Consider the following 19797-nt stretch of genomic DNA (forward strand, 5'->3'; position numbering starts at 1 on the left):
TTAAGTAAGTTTGTACAAACTTAGTAGCCAGCTAATTTTTAATCAGTTACAACGTCAGATCAGTTTGCGAAAAGTAAGCTGGTTTGTTTTTTGGGGATGAACGTAGGGAATACAGTCACCAAGCAAAAACGCACGAATATTATCGTAATAAGATGAGCGACTGCATAAAAAATAAAACACACTAATTTTGTAAAGATATGTAATTTTTATTGTGGGTTTGTACTGCAACAGATAATATTGCATAACTATTTTGACAATCCAATAAGGTAATTTATGAACAATATTTTTAAAGTTATTTGGAATCACGCAACACAAACGTGGGTTGCTGTTTCAGAATTACAATCAGCTAAAGGGAAAACTAAATCAAGTACAAAAGCCGTTATAGCTGCCGTGGCAAGTTTAGTAGTTGTTGATGCTTTAGCAGTAACTGGTGGTACCGTTGGAACGGCAACCACTTCTTTAACTGCTAAACCAATTGAATATGATAGCAATACAAATAAAGTATATTCAGGAAACGCTGCTAAAGGTCCTTTACAGGTAGGGGGTGATGTTTCAGCTATTGAACGTCCAAATGAGGTTTATATTTCTACCCCCGTATCGACTGATCAGAATCTATCTCCTTCAGAGCGTACTGCGATTTTAATTGGTAAAGGTGCTTCATTCAAATCTAATATTGAAAATTCAGCACTTGCATCTTATGGTGCAATTATTATTGGTACAAATGCTACGGTAGAAAGTTCATCAGCCACTGCTAGAAAGGACTCTTCTAAAGTAGGTGGATATAGTATTATGAATGTCGGACCTAGTATTGCGATCGGTTCTGAAGCGAAAACAATAGTACCAACCGCTGCTGATGTTGTTAGCTATAAAACACCAGGTAATGAGCAGTTCTATTCCGATAAAATTTCAAAAAGAACATTAGATCCAGCCTTAAATAGCAAAATTGATACTGCTGTGACTAATGTACAGATTGACAGTAATGGTTACTTAAGCCAAGCAGTGAAAACTTCTGCATCTTCAGTTCCTATATATAATGGCTTAGGTGGTAATGTTCAACATCACGGTTATGGTACTGCTATTGCTCTAGGTAATGAAGCAAGAGCTAAAAGTTCTGCTGTGGCTATCGGTAGTGTTGCAACTGCAGATTTAGGGGTTGCTGTAGGTGCTTTTACTACAGCAAGAGGTTCAGGTACTGCGGTTGGTATGGCTGCTGCAGCGGTAGGGGCTAACAGTATGGCTTTAGGTCGCCAAGCAGCTGGTGCGGGTGATTATGCTCAAGCCATTGGTGCAGCTTCATCAGCAACAGGTAAAGGAAGTATTGCACTTGGTGTTATTTCAACGGCAAAAGGTAAAGGTTCTATTGCAATTGGTAATGGTTTAGGTGATGTAGCTGATACAAATGAAGGATTTGATAAAATCATCTCACGTCAAACAGCAACGCTTGCTGGTGGTGAGAATGCTATTGTTATTGGTACACAAGCACTTTCTAAATCAAGCAACGCAAATAGCACAGTCGTAATTGGTAATAAAGCGATAGCTGGTGATAATAGTGAAACTAAAGCAGCAGACAATGCTATTGCAGTGGGTAACACTACGGTTGCTAAAGAAGCAAATTCAATTGCAATGGGTAACCAAGCACGAGCTGAAGCAGTAAGCTCAACTGCAATTGGTGATAATGCAGTAGTAACTCACAAAGATGCAGTGTCATTAGGTAGTAATTCAGTTTCCGCAGCAGGTACTTCTGAAAATAGTGCAACAGTAAATGGTGTTACTTATCAAGGTTTTGCGGGTAAAGATGGCGTTGCTACGAACTCTGGTTTAACTGTTTCTGTTGGTGACGTAGGTAAAGAACGCCAAATTAAAAATGTTGCAGCAGGTAAAATTTCTGCAACTTCAACTGATGCAATCAATGGTTCACAACTTTACTTAGCCCTGAATAAAGCTGGCTGGAACTTAGATATCGGTAAAACTATTGGTACAAATGATAGTGATGTAACAGCAGATAATGGTGTGGAACACATTGCACCGGGTGAGACTGTGAAATTTATCGCAGGTAAAAACATTGATATTTCACAGAAAAATGGCGAAATTACCATTACTGCTAATATCACCCCTGCAACACCTACCTCAGTAAATGTAGATGGCACAACCATTAAGAAAGATGGCGATGTGATAAAAGCAAACACTAGCCCAATTACCGTAACTTCAACAACACAAGATGGTAATAAACCAACATTTACGACTACTAATCCTGATTCATTAGCGAAAGCTGGTGATGTGCAAAATGTTGCTGAGAAATTAGTGGCTGAAGGTTTAGATTTCACAGGTAATAACAACGGTGTGACTGTTCACCGTGATTTAGGGACTAAATTGACCATCAAAGGTGGTAACAATGGTGCAGATGTTTCTGATAAAAACGTTTATGTACAAGCAGACGCTGCTAATAATGCATTAGTAGTTAAAATTGCTGAAAAACCGCAATTTAAAGGCATTAACTTAAATGATGGAACTAACGCGACCAATCCAAATGGCGTGAATATCACTTCAAGTGCTCCAAATACAGTGAATTTCGCTGGAGATAACAATACACCTGTTACGTTAACTAACTTAAAAGATAATTTACCAAAAACAGACAATACAACACCAAATCAAGCAGCACCGACTACCCTTACAGAGGGTGATAAGAAAAATGCTGCGACAGTAAATGATGTGTTAAATGCAGGCTGGAACTTAAAAGGTGACAACAAAAATGTTGATTTCGTTAAACCTTACGATACAGTAAACTTTATTGATGGAATTGCCACCGATGTAACCGTAACAAAAAATGCAAAAACAGGTGAAAATGATATTAAAGTCGATGTAAAAGTTGATGGTACAACAATCAAAGTTGAAGGTGATAAACTAACCGCAAATACAAGCCCGATTACAGTGACCTCAACAGCACAAGATGATACAGCACCAACATTTACTACTGATAATCCAGATTCATTAGCGAAAGCTGGTGATGTGCAAAAGGTTGCTGAGAAATTAGTGGCTGAAGGTTTAGATTTCACAGGTAATAACAACGGTGTGACTGTTCACCGTGATTTAGGGACTAAATTGACCATCAAAGGTGGTAACAATGGTGCAGATGTTTCTGATAAAAACGTTTATGTAGAAGCAGACGCTGCTAATAATGCATTAGTAGTTAAAATTGCTGAAAAACCGCAATTTAAAGGCATTAATTTAAATGATGGTACAGATCCACAAAACAATCCTAATGGCGTGAATATCACTTCAAGTGCTCCAAACACAGTGAATTTCGCTGGAGATAACAATGCGCCTGTTACGTTAACTAATATAAAAGATAACTTGACGCCTACGGATGATGCAACTAAGAAACAAGCAGCTCCAACTAATCTTACAGAGGGTGATAAGAAAAATGCGGCAACTGTTAATGATGTATTAAATGCGGGCTTTAACTTGCAAAATAATGGCAAGGAGAAAGATTTTGTTAAAGCATACGACACATTAAATTTTGTTGACGGTACAAATAGCAAAGTTGTTATTGAAAATACTGATGGTAAAGTCAGCACAATTAAAGTAAATGTAGATGTTGATTCACTTAAAGGTGATTTAACTGGTAATGTAAGCGTTAATGAAGATGAAGGAACTACATCAACAACGAATCAGCCTGCGGATAATAAATATGCCACAACAAATCAAGTGGTAGAAGCTATCAATAAATCTGGTTGGAAAGCGACTATTGGTCGTGATGACAACGATTTTACAGATGAAGCAGGTAAAAAAGTTGAAGTGATTAACCCTGGCGACAAAGTTACCTATCAAGCAGGTAAAAACTTGAAAATTAAGCAAGATGTTGATTCTGCAACTAAAGAAGTTAAATTCACTTATGCAACTAAAGATGATGTTCAATTCAAGTCAGTTAATATCAATGGAGATAATAACCCGAATGGTGTGAATATGACTTCAACAGCACCAAATACCTTAAATTTAGGTGGTGATGTGACAGATGGTAAAGCATCACCTGTGACTATCACTGGTGTAGCAGGTAACTTGCCCAATACTTACAACACAGATGCGATTAATAACACCAATCAACCAGTTACAAAATCTCAAAATTTACCAGTAGGTGTTGAAAATAAAGTCAATAACGCTGCTACAGTGGGTGATATCCTCAATGTTGGTTGGAACTTGAAAGAAAACAACAATGTGCGTGACTTTGTGAAAGCCTATGATACTGTGAACTTCGTCAATGGTACCAGCACTATTGCAAACGTAACCACTGCTGATGATGGTAAATCAAGCAATGTGACTTTCCATATTGATAAAGGTGATATTAACGTTAATGAAGCAACTGGTGCAGTGTCTGGTCCAGTAACCTCTGAAGAAGCGAAGAAATTAGGTGACGCAATTACCAATGCAGAAAATGCATTAAAAGCTGCCCCTGATAATCTAGATTTGAAAAATGCATTAGAGGATGCGAAAAAAGCAGCTGATGAAGCTGGCTTGAATAAAGTTGCAACAGTACAAAATGTTGCCGATGCAATCAGCAAATCTGGTTGGCAAGCGACTATTGGTCGTGATGACAACGATTTTACAGATGAAGCAGGTAAAAAAGTTGAAGTGATTAACCCTGGCGACAAAGTTACCTATCAAGCAGGTAAAAACTTGAAAATTAAGCAAGATGTTGATCCTGCAACTAAAGAAGTTAAATTCACTTATGCAACCAAAGATGATGTCACTTTCACTAACGTAAACACTAATACCTTAACCGTTGGTGGACCAAAAGCAGATCCTGCAAAACCGGATCAACCTGGCACACCTGCGGCGAACATCAATGTTGTGGAAGGTCCTGCAACGCTTGATGGTACAAAACCTGATGATAAATTGGTGCGTATCCAATATCAGCCAGTGGATAAAAATGGTAACCCTGTTGGTAATCCAGAACAACTTGCAACCCTAAATGATGGCTTGAAGTTTGAAGGCAATAAAGGTGATATCATCAAGAAAAAACTAAATGATACCGTAGCAGTAAAAGGTTCATTGGCTAATGATGCAGATGCTTCTGCGAAAAATGTTCGTGTTGATAGTAAAGACGGTGAGTTAATTGTTAAAATTGCAGAAAAACCTGAATTTAAAGGTGTAAATTTGAATGATGGTAAGGATCCAAATAACCAAAATGGTGTCAATATCACATCCTCTGCACCAAATACCTTAAATTTAGGCGGTGACGTTAAAGATGGAAACATTTCACCTGTTACTATAACAGGCGTTGCAAGTAACTTACCTGATACTTACAACCAAAATGCGTTAAACCCTGACAATAAGAAACCTGTAACTAAATCACAAGATTTACCTACTGGTGTTGAAGATAAAGTAAACAATGCTGCAACTGTTGGAGATGTACTCAACACGGGCTGGAACTTGAAAAATAACGGTGACGCTAAAGATTTCGTTAAACCTTATGACACTGTAAACTTTATCAATGGACAAAGTACTATTGCGAAAGTAACGACTAAGCCAGACGGTCTATCAAGTGATGTTACCTTTGATGTTGATTTGGTCGATTTAGAAATGGAAAAACAACCCGTTGATCCAACTAAGCCAAATGGTCCGCAACAAGAAACAGGTAAAGTTGTTGTGCCAGTCGATCAAAATGGTAAACCATCTAAAGCGATTGCGACAGCTTCTGATGTAGCAAATGCAATTAACAATGCTGGCTGGAAAGCAACTATTGGTCGTGATGATACAGACTTCAATGATCAAACAGGTAAAGCAACGAAGCTTATCAAGGCTGGTGAAACCGTCACTTACAAATCTGGTAAAAATTTAAGAGTGAAACAAGATGGAAATAATATCACTTATGCTTTATCTAACGATGTTGATTTAGGTCCAAATGGTAGCTTAAAAGCTGGTCCTGTTACTATCAATAACAAAGGCATTAACGCTGGTGGTACGCGTATCACTAATGTTGCACCGGGTAAAGCTCCAACTGATGCGGTAAATGTGAGTCAATTAAAAGGTGTTGATAAAGGCTTACGTGCAGGTATCGCAAGTGCAATGGCTGGCGCGAACCTATATCACGCAACATTACCAGGTAAATCAATGGTTGCAGCAGGTGTGGGTACCTATAAAGGTCAGTCTGGCTTTGCAGTAGGTTACTCTCGCTTATCAGACAACGGTAAAATTGGTGTGAAAGTGATGCTTAACTCCAACACCCAAGGCGACGTGGGTGCTGCGGCAACAGTAGGTTACCAATGGTAATTTAACTTAGTTTAATGAAAAGGTTTAACCTTAATGGTTAAGCCTTTTTTATTGTATTAAACATAGCTTGGCATTATAAAAGTGCGGTGAATTTCACCGCACTTTTTCTATCAGCTGAATGGAATTAAAATCATAGTAATCATTTTTTCAAAGAAACTTTCCTAATTTTATGTTTGCTCTGGAAAATAATTTCGGCGTGCAGTTGATGGTTATATATTTGATTCGTATTGATATTGTTTGATAATTCTGCCAAATAAATAAATAAATAAATAAATAAATAAATAAATCTATATATAAAGGATTGTCTTATGGTCTTACCAGTAATGTAATCCAAACGTTTACGTCCCTAATTTAGCAAAAGGAAAAAACTATGAATAATATTTTTAAAGTGATTTGGAACCACGCAACGCAAAGTTGGGTGGCTGTGTCGGAGTTATCCCGTGCAAAAGGGAAAACTAAATCAAAAGTGACCGCAGTTGCGACGGTTGTTTCTTTGGGATTGTTGAGTGGAGAGGCTATTGCTGCAGCCATAGATACCAATCCAAACGGTGATTCTGTACTAACAACAGATCGCAGTACTATTTTAATTGGTAAGGGCTTTACATCAGTAAATGCGATACCTCAAGTAGCTCCTAAGCCTCCCATAGAGAAAGGGTATAAGAACACTGTAATTGGTGAAAACGCTGTTGTGGTGGGTAATGAAACCGTTGTGATTGGTACGGATGCACAAGGCGGAGCAAAAGAAGGAAATAATAGCAGTAAAATGCCACGTAATGCCGATCAATCGGTTGTTATTGGGAATAAAGCGAGCACTAGCATTAATTCAAATCAATACCTTAAAGATATTGTGGTGATTGGTTATAACGCTTCTTCTGCAGGTGGAGCTAACACATTCCGTACTGGGTCTGTGGCTATCGGTGCGAATGCACAAGCTGAAGGTACATCGGGTCAGATTTTCCGTGACAATCCATATCAACCTTTTAGTGTGGCTAACGGTGTGGCTTCAGGCAGCTATGCTCACTCTGTTATTGGTGATATTGGGTTAGTAAAAAGTTCATCGGGGTCATTTCTTGTCGATGCCGATGGCAATGGTAGCTACATTAATAATGCGACTACGACGGATACCACAGCAGGTACAGCAGTGGGTTACAACGCCTATGCGGCAGGGGGTGGTGCGGCACTAGGTTCTTTGGCAGTTGCTAAAACATCCGCAACAGCCATTGGTTCTTTTGCCATTGCTGGGGACATCGTCTACAGCAACTGGTCTGGACACTTATGCGAAAGGTAATACAGCAATTGCAATTGGTCGTGGTTCTGCCGCAGCTGAAGATTATGGTATTGCAATGGGCAGTTCTGCAGCGGCAGGTAAAGTCGGGGGCATTGCACTAGGTCACTCAGCTCACGCCAAAGAGTATCGTTCTGTTGCTATTGGTTCTTCCGATATTTTTGGTGGTGATCCGACTTTTTCTGCAACTGGTGCAGGACGAGCTTTGCAGTTAGGGTCTGCTTATAATGACACCTTGCAAACATTGGCTGAAGATGTGGATGCAACGGCAGTGGGTGGTTTAGCCAAAGCAGTGGGGGTTCACTCCACAGCCTTAGGGGCAAGTTCAAAAACCAAAGCGAAAGACGCAACAGCGGTGGGCTATAGTGCTTTTGCTGAAAATTTAAGAGCCTCTGCGATTGGTGCAGGTTCGCGTGCAAGTGGCGATTCTGCGGCTGCTGTGGCAGATAGCTCTCTTGCTTTTGGGGATCGCTCATTATCAGTCGGTAAAAACTCAAGAGCTTTTGCTAATGATACTATTGCCATTGGTTCAAATGCGAGAGCTGGGGTAGGGATTGCGGATCCAGCAGTGTTAGCTGAATTAGAACAAATGCAAGAGCTATTGGAAGAAGCAAAACAAAACCTTTCTGATGCTGAATTAGCGATGAAAGAAAAAGGGCAAGAGCTTAAAGATGCAGGGCGTGGTGTTACGAATGACCAAGTTGCTGACTATAAGAAAAAAATCAGTGAATATAAAAATGCATTAAATGCATTTAATTCGGCAAATAATTTATTTATTAAAACTGTACGTAAATTAGCTGATGATGGCTCAGCAGTTGACGCAATTGCTATTGGTAATAATTCATTAGCGGGGGCAGCAAGGCGTTAGCAGTTGGTGTGGATAGTACGGTTTATAGTGAAGGTGCTGGTGTATTTGGTGCAAATAATACCGTTGACCCAAATGCGGGTACATCTTATGCAGTGGGTACTAATAATACTTTAAATGCCGAAAATACTTATGTGTTTGGTCAAAATGTAGAAACTAAGTATGCAAATGGCGTAATTCTAGGTACGGATTCCACGGATGAAAATAAAACACGTGAATATGGTGCAACAGTAAATGGTATTACTTATGGTGAACAAGCTGAAGGCGATGCGAATGCATTTGCAGGCAATAACCCAACTGGCGTTATTTCTGTGGGCGCAGCAGGCAAAGAACGCCAAATCAAAAATGTTGCGGCAGGCAAAATTGCAGCAGAATCAACTGACGCTATCAATGGTTCTCAACTTTACTTAACGCAAAATGCGCTTGATAATTTAGCAAGTAGTACAGCAAATCATCTTGGTGGTAATTCAGCAGTTAATTCTGATGGTAGCTTGACGGCACCAACTTATAATTTAACTGTGGAAAATCCAACAGCAGGAAATAATGATGCTTTAACCACAACAGCAAATAATGTTGGTGATGCATTAACTAACCTAAATACTTATGTGAATCAAGGTTTCCGTGTATTAGATAATGGCGGAGTATTGAAAGGCACAGTAACCCCAGGCGAAGCGGTGCAATTTGTCAATGGTAAAAATACCGTTGCCAATGTAACAACGGAGGCTAATGGGGTAACGAAAGTGACTTTTGATCTTGATATTACTGCAGGCGAAGTAGTGTCAAGTAATGAATACAATGTTAAAGACGATCCAAATACCTATGTGAAGATAGGCGATCAATACTACACAAGAATGATATTGATCCGACAACTGGTCAGCCAAAAGACAATGTGCAGCCAGAAGATATGACCAACAAGGCACCTGAAAACAAAGGGGCTGGTTTTGTAACAGGTAACAAAGTGGCTGAAGCAATCCAAAAATCAGGCTTTACTATTGGTAAACAAGATAATGTTGCTGAATTGAAATTTGAGAATAAAGACGAGAAAGTCAATCCAAATGACCATGTGCGTTTTGCCGATGGCGCTAATACCAAAGTGAGATTGGATACGCAAAAGAAACTGGATGAAAATAGTGAAGTGGTTACAACCACAACAATTCAAGCCAAGGTGGTAGGATTACCTATCAGCTACACAACAACAGATGGTAAACCTATCACTAAAGTTGGGGATAATTATTATTTAACTAATAAAGATGGTTATCCTGTTGGTAATCCTATTCCTGCGAATCAGCTTACCACTAACTTAGTGAATCCATCGGTAAAAGGTGACCAAATTGGCGCAGCAACACAGTTAGGTAATGTTGCTGCTGGTACAGAAACTTTAGCAGGACCTATTGATGAAAATGGCGTTGCCTTAGTGAAAGTTGGTGACAAATTCTATAATGCTGGAGATATCAATAATCAGGGTCAACCAAATGCTAATGCAAAACCTATTAATGTGAAAGCAAATACGGTGAATGCGTATGCAGGGTTAGCTGATTTATCTAAATCCAAGCCGACAAATGCAATAACAGTTGCTGATGCGAAAAAACTAGGTTGGGTTGTTTCCGCAAGTGATAATGACTATGCAGATGATGTGCGTAATGCAAACCAAGTGGATTTCACGAGTGGTAATGATCTTGCTAAAGTAGAAGGTAGAACAAGAGCAAACGGTATCAGAGAAATCAAAGTCACTGTGAGTAAAGATCCTACATTTAATACTGTTCAAGTGGGTGGCAGCACAGGACCTAAACTCAGTGCTGATGGCGATACACTTAAAGTCGCAAAAGCCGATGGTAGCCCAGTACGTATTACCAATGTTGCAGCAGGGAAAAATCCTAATGATGCGGTAAACGTGAGCCAATTAAAACAAACGAATGCCGCAGTAAATCACTTGGGTGATCGTATTGATGCTGTGGATAAAAACCTCAGAGCTGGTATTGCAGGTTCGTTAGCAGCGGCTAGCATATATCATGCAACTATTCCTGGGAAATCAATGATATCTGCGGGAGCAGGTACCTATTTTGGACAAAGTGCAGTAGCGGTAGGTTACTCTCGTTTATCTGACAATGGTAAAGTCGGTGTGAAAGTATTGCTAAATGCTAATTCTCGTGGCAAGACGGGAGCTGCGGCAGCTATTGGCTACCAGTTCTAATATAATCTAAATTTAAAAGGCTTAACATGAAAGTGTTAAGCCTTTATTTTTTCTCTAAAAAACACCGCACTTTTATAGTATGATGTGGCAAATTTTTGCTGTATTGAGATAAATCACAAATGATGAACACCAATTATTATCGAGGGCGTTTTTCCGTTGCCCCAATGCTAGATTGGACAACTCGCCACTGTCGCTATTTTCACCGCCAATTCACTCGCCACAGTTTGCTGTATAGCGAGATGATTACTGCTCCAGCCATTTTGCATGCCAAATATGATTTGTTGGACTTTGATCCTGCTGAGAATCCAGTGGCGTTACAGCTTGGTGGCAGCGATCCAAAGCAGCTTGCAGAATGTGCAAAATTAGTAGAAGAACGAGGCTATGCAGAAATCAATTTGAATGTGGGTTGTCCCTCCGATCGCGTGCAAAATGGAATGTTCGGGGCCTGCTTAATGGGCAAAGCGGATTTGGTGGCTGAATGTGTGGATGCAATGCAACAGCAAGTGCAAATTCCTGTAACAGTAAAACATCGCATTGGTATTGATGATCTTGATAGCTATGAATTTTTATGCGATTTCATCGAAAAAATCCAGCCATTTTGCAATGATTTTATCGTACACGCTCGTAAAGCTTGGCTTTCTGGGTTAAGCCCAAAAGAGAACCGCGAAATTCCACCACTGGATTATGAACGAGTCTATCAACTCAAACGGGATTTTCAGCACTTAAAAATTAGCATTAATGGTGGAATCAAAACCCTTGATGAAATCCAGCACCACTTGCAGTTTGTAGATGGCGTAATGGTGGGACGAGAAGCCTACCAAAATCCCTCTTTGCTCGGGCAGATCGATCAAGCGTTGTTCGACCAAAGCGCACCAATCATTACACCAAAACAAGCAGTGGAAAAAATGTTCCCTTACATTGAACAACAACTCAGCCAAGGGGTTTATCTCAACCACATTGTTCGCCATATGTTAGGCGCATTCCAAAATTGCAAAGGCGCAAGACAATGGCGACGCCATTTAAGCGAAAACGCCTGCAAACAGGGAGCAGGCGTAGAAGTATTGGAACAAGCGTTACGGTTTGTTGAGGCGATTTGATATAAAAAGCGCGGTGAAAAATAATGAAATTTTCACCGCGCTTTTTTATTTAGGATTGCTGAGAAGATGTGGTTTGTTCCAATAGTAAAACGTCTTCTTGTTTTTCTTCTACTGCTTGTTCGCCAGCTAATTCATCCACTGCCATTGCAGATTTTAAGCTGTCATTGCGGATTTGCTTAGCGAGTGCTTCTTCACCAACTTGCTCTAGCACGTAGCTTGCCATAGTAATATCGTTTGGTTCAAGCTGTGTTTGATGTTGAAGTAATTTTTTGAAGGCATCTGCAGCTTTGGCAAAGTTTGCATTACGCACATTCAAGTAGCCAAGAGCTCTGTTAATGCAACATTCTGCTTCGTTATGAGCCGATTTCGCACGTTTTTCCAATAATTTAATCAGTTTATGACTATCACTTGGTTGTAGGCGTGTAATCTGAGCGAGTAACGAATGGCAAATTTGATCATCGTTTTCTAATTTTTTCAACGTTTCTAAGGTCAGTTCATAAGCTGATTCATGATCGTTACAATCAATTAAACGTTGAATAAGACCTACGCGAACATAGTGATTGTGACGACGTTTGCGTGGTTGATCTTTCCACCAAGCTAATAAACCATCAGCACCTTGCTCGTTCATTGTTTCATCCAGTAATCCATCCTCTACTTCGTGTTGAAGTGCGGTGAATTCTGCTGAAGTATATAAAGCACGTTGTTCAACTAAGCCTAAAATGCCATCTAATGCTTGGTAAGCCTTTGATTTCTTATAGATTTCTACCGCTAAGCGTAACACTTCAGAATTTTTGTTAGCCATAACTAACAAGCTATCGACAGAACTTCTTGCGGCTGGTAATTTGTTTTGTTGCAATAAAATACGGGTGCGCGCAAGTTCAACAGCTAGGTTATCTGTGCCAGCTAACTCAGTTGCTTCCATTAAATATTTATTCGCATTAAATTCATCACCACGCTGTTGTGCAGCTTCGGCAGCTTTGATGAAATTCAAAATTGGTTCATCAGAATGTTTCGCATTCTTACTAATTAATTTTTCCGCTTTTGAATAGTTGCCTTCGTCCATACGCATTAAACCTTCTAAGGTTTGTTTTTGCGCTTTCACACGTTTGCGGCGTGCGAACCAGCCATAAGTATTTTTACTTAAACGAGATAATTTAAGTAGTACCCATTCAATGCCATAGACCACCGCCATTGCGATGACAAATAGCACTACTAAAGTCACAATGGATAATTCATAGTTATGGTTAGCAGTTTGAATTAAAACATACCCTTGTTTACCCGCCAAATAAGGACCTGCAATTAAGCCTGCGAGTAACACAAGCATCAGAAATAAAATTCTAAACATGGGTTACTCCTTATTTTGTGGTGCGGTAGCCGCTTCTGCTGGTGCACTATTTTGTTGTGCATCTTCAGCTTGCTTAATTTCTTGTGCCGCTGCTTCATTGGCTTCTGTTAGGGTTTTATCCGCAGAAATTTCGATTTTCTTCACATCTTCTGGCGTTTTATTTAATAATTTATCCAACGCATTCAAACTTGCCAGTTGATTTGGCACTTCGATGTAAATAGATTGTTCTGCTAATTCATCTAAAGATTTTAAGAAATTCATTGCCGTTTCAGAATTAGTGTCAAAATAGCTTCTGATCCAAGCTGCAACAGTTTCTAAGGATTGTTTATACAATTCATTTTGTTTACGAGGCACCGCTAAAATCGCAATTTGTAAACGTAAACGGATATTTTCACGTAAATAAATATCTTGATTTGGTGCTAATAATGCCTGTGTCGCATTTTCTGAACGAGGTGTAATGCGAATGAAATGATTTAAGAATGACGTAGCACTTTTTTCTAAATTGGTCTGCCAATCTGTCACATCATCAGAAATTTTTTCATTGGTTTTTGCTTCTTCGCCAAAGTTGACGTTAAGCACCATTAATTCATCCACGTTATTTGCCAGTTGAGATAAACGTTGCATGATGGCATTTTGGTCAACGCTATTTACTGACAATAATTGTTTTAAATCTTGATTGATTGCCGCTCTAACAGTTTTTGCTTCCGCTAAGTTGACCTGTGATAACACTTCGTCAGCTACTTTTAATAAAGAAATACTGGTGTCAACATCGTTGTCCAACACTAATTTGCGTAATGCATTGGTTAATAAGAAATCCGCTTCGCTAAGTAACCAATCACTTGGTTGAGCATTGGCGTTACTTGCCAATTTGTTGACTTGATTTTTTAATGCATTATAAGCTTGCTCTTTTTCTGCAAAGGCTTTTTCGATTTCTGCTAATTTATTATCGCTCGTTTGCATATTGGCGAGCAATTTTTCAATTTGAGCACGTTCTTGTTCAAAGTTAACGCTTGCTTGCTCTGCTTGAATTGGTGCAGCAAGGGTTGAAACTGAACTCAATGATGAAGTGAATTTGTCTTCAAGTGCGGTGACTTTTTGATTAATTTTGTCCACTTCCATTTGTCCAAAATAATAACCTGCACCACCAACGCCAAGGGCAACTAAAAGAGCCAGCAAGGCAATAGCTGTACCACCGCCTTTTTTCACAATCACTGTTTCTTTGGCTGGTGTTTCTGCTTGAGTCATTGTTTCTTCCTGTGTTTTTTCCAAGGTTTCAGAAGTGTTTTTTACTTCTTCAATCGCCTCTTCTTTCAGGTTGTCGTTTTGATTTACTGGAGGAACAGGTTTGTCATTCCCTTTCTTTGTGTTTTTTTCTGGCGTAGTTACTACGCTTTTTTCCGTTTCAATCGCATTGGATTGATTTTCTTTTTTGTCACTCATACCCACATTCTCTTTGTAAATTAAAGCGTTAATAATGTGTTTACCAAAGTGGCATTATCTGCTTTTGGTGAAACAATGATATTCCCTTTATCCCAACCTGCCTGTTGAGCAAGATTGGCAAGGCGATCACTACTTGTGATTAATTGACAACTTTTTAACCAATTTTGTTCTTCTCTTGGTATAAAGTCAATCAATGCGTGCAAAATTTCCTCACTAGTAAACAAAATTTGTTGAATATTCGCACGTTTAAACAGATCGACCTGTTCCTCTGCATTATAGTCAATTGGAATTCGTTGATAGATTTCTAACTTGGTAATTTTTGCGCCTCTTAATTCTGCTTGTTGCGCAAAATACTCGCGTCCGCCATTACCTTTTAAGATCAAGATTTGTTTATTTTCAAGCTGTTGAAGTTGTGGTAAATCCAATAAACCTTCGCTTGTTTCCTGCGTGATCGGATAATTGACATTGACTTGCGCAGTACTGGCAAAATATTGCGCAGAACTTTTTCCGACAGCTAAATAATTCAAATCTTGGCGCCAATGTAAACCCACTGCGGTTAGGCTGTCATGAGCGTATTTCACTGCATTTTTAGATACGCAAAAAACGTAGTCGCCCGCACTGAGTTGGCTGATTTTGTTGGGTAATTCATTTAATTCATGACCAGCGGACACAGAGAAAAAAGGAAAATGAAGATTGGCAATGCCTGCTTTATTTAGCATCGTAACCAATTCTTTTCCTGTGTCATCTGGACGTGTAATTAAAATTGCCATGATTTATTCCTGATAAACCTCTGCCAGAATTTTATCGGCACCTAAAGCCAGTAATTGCTCCGCGATTTGAACACCTAAAACTTCGGCATTTTCCACCGCACTTTTGCCTTCCGCGCGGATGATTTGCGAACCATCTAAAGCACCGACTAAAGCACGTAGATAAATTTCGCCATTTTGTTGAATGGCAAAACCACCAATTGGCACTTGGCAGCCACCTTGTAAGCGATTATTCATTGCGCGTTCGGCTAACACACAAGCCGTAGTTTCTGCATCTGCTAACGGCGCTAATAATAATTGTGTTTGTTGGTCAGCAACGCGACATTCAATACCGACCGCGCCTTGTCCCGCTGCAGGTAAGGAGGTTTCGACTTCAATGTAAGATTTAATGCGTTCTGCCAATCCTAAACGAATTAAACCCGCAGCAGCTAAAATGATGGCATCATATTCGCCATTATCTAATTTACTTAAGCGTGTGCCAACATTGCCGCGTAATGAATGAATTTGTAAATCAGGGCGTAATTTTTTTAATTGGCATTGGCGGCGTAAGCTGGATGTACCCACTACTGCACCTTGCGGTAATTCCGCTAAGCTATGGTATTTGTTAGATACAAAGGCATCACGCGGATCTTCACGTTTACAAATCACGCTTAGCCCCAATCCTTCTGGAAATTGCATAGGCACATCTTTCATTGAATGAACTGCAATATCCGCTTCTCCATTCAGTAACGCGTTTTCCAATTCTTTCACAAACAAACCTTTGCCACCAATTTTGGCTAAAGGCGTATCTAAAATAATATCGCCCTTTGTCACCATTTTGACTAGCTCAATCTGTAAATCGGGGTAAAGCGCTTGTAAGCGATCTTTTACATAATTAGCTTGCCATAATGCTAATGGACTTTGGCGTGTGGCAATTTTTAATCTGTTTTTCATCATAGTTATAAAATCATTTTGACGATACGATCTGCTTTTAGTCGTGCAAAACGCTTGAGTAAACGTTGCGCTGGCGCAGGGTATTGTTCCATTTCTTCTAATTCTGAATAATGGCTTAATATTTTGGTGTGTTGGCGAATTTCATTTAATTCTTGTTCCACTTTGTCTTTTAATTGCTGATTTGGATCGGAAATTAATAAGCCATTTTCCGCGTCTAAACGCCAAGCGCGTGGATTAAGATTGTTGCCCGTTAATAAAATATATTGGTCATCCACCCAAACACCTTTTAAGTGATAGCTGTGATCTTCATCTTTCCACAAACGAACAATGAGGTTGCCTTGCGCCATTTCATATTCAAATTTTTGGCAAAATGCGCGTAAGTTCTTTTCATAAAGATAAGGCAAAGCGCCAGCTAATTTAAATTGCTCTGTGGGTGGAATGTAAAAATCATTGGCGGTTTTATCACCCACGATGATTTCTACTTGTTTTCCATCAGTTAAAAGTTCTTTAATTTTAACTTGTAAACTGCGTGGGAAATTAAAATAAGGGGTACAAATGGTGAGCTTTTGTTGTACCAATACGAACAAATCTTGGATCGTTCGGTTTAATACGTTGTTTCTTGCACCTAAACCAAAAATTGGGGTGATTAATAAATCTTGGCTAAATTGCACCGCACTTTTCAGATCATAATGGGCCTGCTTCATTAAATGTTTACGAAATAATTTAATGTGCGCTTTGATTTCTTTGGTTCTAGGGCGATTTGGGTCATCCAACGCAAATACTGCATTAGGATCGTTTAAATATTGCTGCATAAATTGCACAAAGCTATCTGCTAAAGCAGCATTTTTGATTGTTTGATAGCGATCGTAACGGTATTTTTCTTTTTGATATAAATACACATTATTTATGCTCGCGCCGCTATACAGCACTGTATCATCAAAGACGAACCCTTTTATATGCAGGACACCGAAGACTTCTCGAGTATTAATGGGCACACCAAAAAACATGGCATCGTTACCTTGTTTTTGACGTTGTTCTGAATACCAATCCGCGTTGGTGGTGCCTTTGGCTGCGCCCAATAAATTGCGCTGTGCGCGGTGCCAATCCACAAAAATTTTAATATCTAACTGCGGATTATTGGCTTTAGCTTGATAGATCTCTGCCAGTATTTCTTCGCCAGCTTCATCTAACTGCCAATAAAGTGCAGTGAAATAAATGCGAGTTTTTGCTTGCCGAATTAATTGAATGATGGCTTGTTTAAAAGCAACGGGACCTGAAAGAAATTCAATGTCTTCAGCCTGTTGAGGAAAATAACTCAGCTTGGCTAAATGTTGCGTTGCTCTTTTATTTCGATTAATAAACATAATTTTTCTTCTTTTAGTTCGGTAATAGCGGTGCCATTATCAATAGGTTAGTTTACAATATTTATGTTGTAACTGGGTAGAAAAAAGCATTTTTTTGCTATAATAGTCACAAATTTTTAGGCGAAATGCTTAAAATTCACACTATTTCTTATTTTATTGATGATTAAATTATGAACAATTCAAAATCCTCCCGCCATTCGAAACCGACCTTTCAAACTGCGTCGGATAATAAACGTTTCCAAGAACGCAGCGTTTCAGCGCGTACAGAATTCGCTAAACAGGCTGCGCCGCAGAAAAAACGCAGTAAAAATGGACCGCAGTTTTCCTTTCAAAAAGCAGAGCAACCTAAGACGTTGATAAAGGAAGGCAATTTTAATGGGGTTCAAGTGCGAGTGAAATCGCAAGCTGAAAGTGCAAAAGTGAAAAAAACAGGGCCTTTATCTCCGCGTGCGCCTGAGAAAATTAAGAAAAATCGTGCCGAAGAAATGAAGGTGTTTGGAGAAAATGCTTGCTTAACGCTGTTCGCTCAGCGTCCCGAATCTATTGTGCGCGTGTGGGCAACGGTGGAAATGTCTCATAAAATTGGCGATGTATTCAGTTATTTAGCGGCGAATAAAAAAGCGTATCATGTGGTTGATCGCGAAGAATTGGAATTGGTGAGCGGTTCTGAACATCATAATGGCATTTGTATGTTGGTAAAAAAACAACGACCATTTAGTTTGGCAGGTTACTTAGATGTGCCCAAATTATCCGATTGTTTGTTGATGTTGGATGGCGTGGCAAATAATCCGCAAAATATCGGCGGCATTGTGCGTACTTGCGCATTTTATGGCGTAAAAGGCATTGTTACTAGCTCGCCAGATTTGTTGTTTTCAGCAAATGCAGCGCGTGTAGCAGAAGGCGGATTGGAATATATCAATGTCTTACAAACGGAAGCCATGGACAGCGCCTTGAGCCAACTGCGTAAAGCAGGTTATCAAATCGTGCATTTGACCAGTGCAAAAAATGCGAAGAATATCCATTCTGTGCGCTTTAACGATAAGGTTGTTTTTGTATTAGCGCATGAAGGGGAAATGGCAGAAAAGCAAGACGAAGTAGTGAATTTGAGCTTAGCTAATCCATTAAAAATAGGCTTGAATGTGGCGGTTGCCACAGGCATTTTATTGGCAAAATGGGTGGCGCGTTAAATTAGAGTTTGTCTGCGTGGTGAATGAGTACAAAACGTTCCCATAATTCCTCTTGGCTTTCTCGATGCTCAGGATCATCAATAATACATTTGGAAATTGGGCAAACTTTTTGGCAAGTTGGGGTGTCATAATGACCAACACATTCAGTACAAAGTGCAGGATCGATCACATAGATGTCATCGCCAATGGAGATGGCTTCATTGGGACATTCTGGTAAGCACATATCGCAATTAGTGCATTTGTCAGTAATAAGTAATGCCATGATGATCCTTGTTATAGCAGAAAGTGGGCGATTATAAAGAAATTCAGTGCAAAGTTAAAGGTTAAAAATGAAACAAAAGCAAATCATCCAATTAGCCATTGTCGCAATCGCGGTGGTATTCTCGTTTTTTACAGATTGGTTTAATGATAAACCCCAAAAGAATCCCCCTGCGAAACAAGCGGAAAAAGCACAGCATAAGCCGCAATCTAAACAAAGTGCGGTGAATTCTGACTATGATTTTATCATGCGAAATGATGCGATTGGACCAAATAAACAAGCAAAAACCGATTATTATATGTTGGCGTTATCTTGGTCGCCGGCTTTTTGTGAAACGCAACAATATCGCAACAGTGGTGATTTACCTGCTTCTGCGCAAATGCAATGTGGTGTTGAGAAAAAATATGGCTGGGTGATTCATGGTTTGTGGCCGCAAAGTGCAGTGGCAAAAAGCAGTGCCGATCATCCAAGATTTTGCCAAGGGGATTTGCCTGCGGTAGATTATCAAATGATGCAACCCTATTTAGCAGAAAGTCCAAGTTTGCATTTGCTGCAAGGAGAATGGGAAAAACATGGCGCTTGCGCTTTTGATAGTGCGGAACAGTACTTTAAAAAACAGCAAGAATTATACCGCACTTTGACCTTGCCTCAGACTGAAATGAGCAAGAAAGAGTTATTCCGTTGGGTGAAGGCTCATAATCCACAACTTAAAAATGCTTATCTTGGTGCTAGCCGAGCGGAATTGTTTATTTGTTATGATTTAAATTGGCAAGTGATGGATTGTAAATAAATCAGAA

The 19797-nt window shown here is 39.5% G+C and carries 14 protein-coding genes; 8 read left to right on the forward strand and 6 right to left on the reverse strand.

What is annotated here, in order from left to right:
• The first annotated feature begins 273 nt into the window (after window positions 1–273).
• From ACT2CV_RS08675 to dusA, 6 genes are all read left to right on the forward strand, one after another.
• Window positions 274–6267 carry an ESPR-type extended signal peptide-containing protein gene (locus tag ACT2CV_RS08675; protein ID WP_464973418.1) on the forward strand — a complete coding sequence of 1998 codons (5994 nt, stop codon included), beginning with the start codon at window positions 274–276 and terminating at the stop codon, window positions 6265–6267.
• A 370-nt stretch (window positions 6268–6637) separates the two neighbouring features.
• A complete protein-coding gene (locus ACT2CV_RS08680; RefSeq protein WP_464973419.1) occupies window positions 6638–7555 on the forward strand; it encodes an ESPR domain-containing protein in 918 nt (305 codons plus the stop codon).
• Window positions 7464–8420, forward strand: coding sequence for a hypothetical protein (locus tag ACT2CV_RS08685; RefSeq protein ID WP_464973420.1), 957 nt, complete (start codon window positions 7464–7466; stop codon window positions 8418–8420). The genes ACT2CV_RS08680 and ACT2CV_RS08685 overlap by 92 nt, the downstream gene beginning before the upstream one ends.
• Window positions 8421–8428: 8 nt before the next feature.
• Window positions 8429–9325, forward strand: coding sequence for a hypothetical protein (locus ACT2CV_RS08690; RefSeq protein WP_464973421.1), 897 nt, complete (start codon window positions 8429–8431; stop codon window positions 9323–9325).
• Window positions 9274–10608 (forward strand): YadA-like family protein, encoded by a 1335-nt coding sequence (locus tag ACT2CV_RS08695; RefSeq protein WP_464973976.1) that lies wholly within the window; start codon window positions 9274–9276, stop codon window positions 10606–10608. Before ACT2CV_RS08690 ends, ACT2CV_RS08695 begins: the two co-directional genes overlap by 52 nt.
• 122 nt (window positions 10609–10730) lie before the next feature.
• Window positions 10731–11705: a tRNA dihydrouridine(20/20a) synthase DusA gene (dusA, locus tag ACT2CV_RS08700; RefSeq protein ID WP_464973977.1), complete on the forward strand. Its 975-nt coding sequence runs from the start codon at window positions 10731–10733 to the stop codon at window positions 11703–11705.
• A gap of 49 nt (window positions 11706–11754) precedes the next feature.
• On the opposite strand, the gene ACT2CV_RS08705 is transcribed toward dusA, so the two are convergent.
• Genes ACT2CV_RS08705 through pssA form a run of 5 tightly spaced genes read right to left on the reverse strand, consistent with a single transcriptional unit; the run spans window position 11755 to window position 17554 of the window.
• The gene (locus ACT2CV_RS08705) at window positions 11755–13050 is read right to left on the reverse strand and encodes a heme biosynthesis HemY N-terminal domain-containing protein (RefSeq protein WP_464973422.1); all 1296 of its coding nucleotides are present in this window, start codon (window positions 13048–13050) and stop codon (window positions 11755–11757) included.
• A gap of 3 nt (window positions 13051–13053) precedes the next feature.
• A complete protein-coding gene (locus ACT2CV_RS08710; RefSeq protein ID WP_464973423.1) occupies window positions 13054–14490 on the reverse strand; it encodes a uroporphyrinogen-III C-methyltransferase in 1437 nt (478 codons plus the stop codon).
• A 20-nt stretch (window positions 14491–14510) separates the two neighbouring features.
• Window positions 14511–15260, reverse strand: a complete 750-nt coding sequence (locus tag ACT2CV_RS08715; RefSeq protein ID WP_464973424.1) for a uroporphyrinogen-III synthase — start codon at window positions 15258–15260, stop codon at window positions 14511–14513.
• A gap of 3 nt (window positions 15261–15263) precedes the next feature.
• Window positions 15264–16193, reverse strand: a complete 930-nt coding sequence (gene hemC / locus ACT2CV_RS08720) for a hydroxymethylbilane synthase (protein ID WP_464973425.1) — start codon at window positions 16191–16193, stop codon at window positions 15264–15266.
• 2 nt (window positions 16194–16195) lie between these two features.
• Window positions 16196–17554, reverse strand: coding sequence for a CDP-diacylglycerol--serine O-phosphatidyltransferase (gene pssA / locus ACT2CV_RS08725; protein ID WP_464973426.1), 1359 nt, complete (start codon window positions 17552–17554; stop codon window positions 16196–16198).
• A 170-nt stretch (window positions 17555–17724) separates the two neighbouring features.
• Here pssA and ACT2CV_RS08730 point away from each other — a divergent pair, with 170 nt between their 5' ends.
• Window positions 17725–18741, forward strand: coding sequence for a TrmH family RNA methyltransferase (locus tag ACT2CV_RS08730; protein ID WP_464973427.1), 1017 nt, complete (start codon window positions 17725–17727; stop codon window positions 18739–18741).
• A 1-nt stretch (window position 18742) separates the two neighbouring features.
• Here the strand turns inward: ACT2CV_RS08730 and ACT2CV_RS08735 are convergent, their stop codons facing one another.
• A complete protein-coding gene (locus tag ACT2CV_RS08735; RefSeq protein ID WP_464973428.1) occupies window positions 18743–19003 on the reverse strand; it encodes a YfhL family 4Fe-4S dicluster ferredoxin in 261 nt (86 codons plus the stop codon).
• A 67-nt stretch (window positions 19004–19070) separates the two neighbouring features.
• Between ACT2CV_RS08735 and ACT2CV_RS08740 the strand changes: the two genes are divergently transcribed.
• Window positions 19071–19790 carry a ribonuclease T2 family protein gene (locus ACT2CV_RS08740; protein WP_464973429.1) on the forward strand — a complete coding sequence of 240 codons (720 nt, stop codon included), beginning with the start codon at window positions 19071–19073 and terminating at the stop codon, window positions 19788–19790.
• Window positions 19791–19797: the final 7 nt, after the last annotated feature.

It is taken from the genome of Reella acinonychis (assembly GCF_052384575.1).
Lineage (GTDB): Bacteria > Pseudomonadota > Gammaproteobacteria > Enterobacterales > Pasteurellaceae > JBQSUQ01.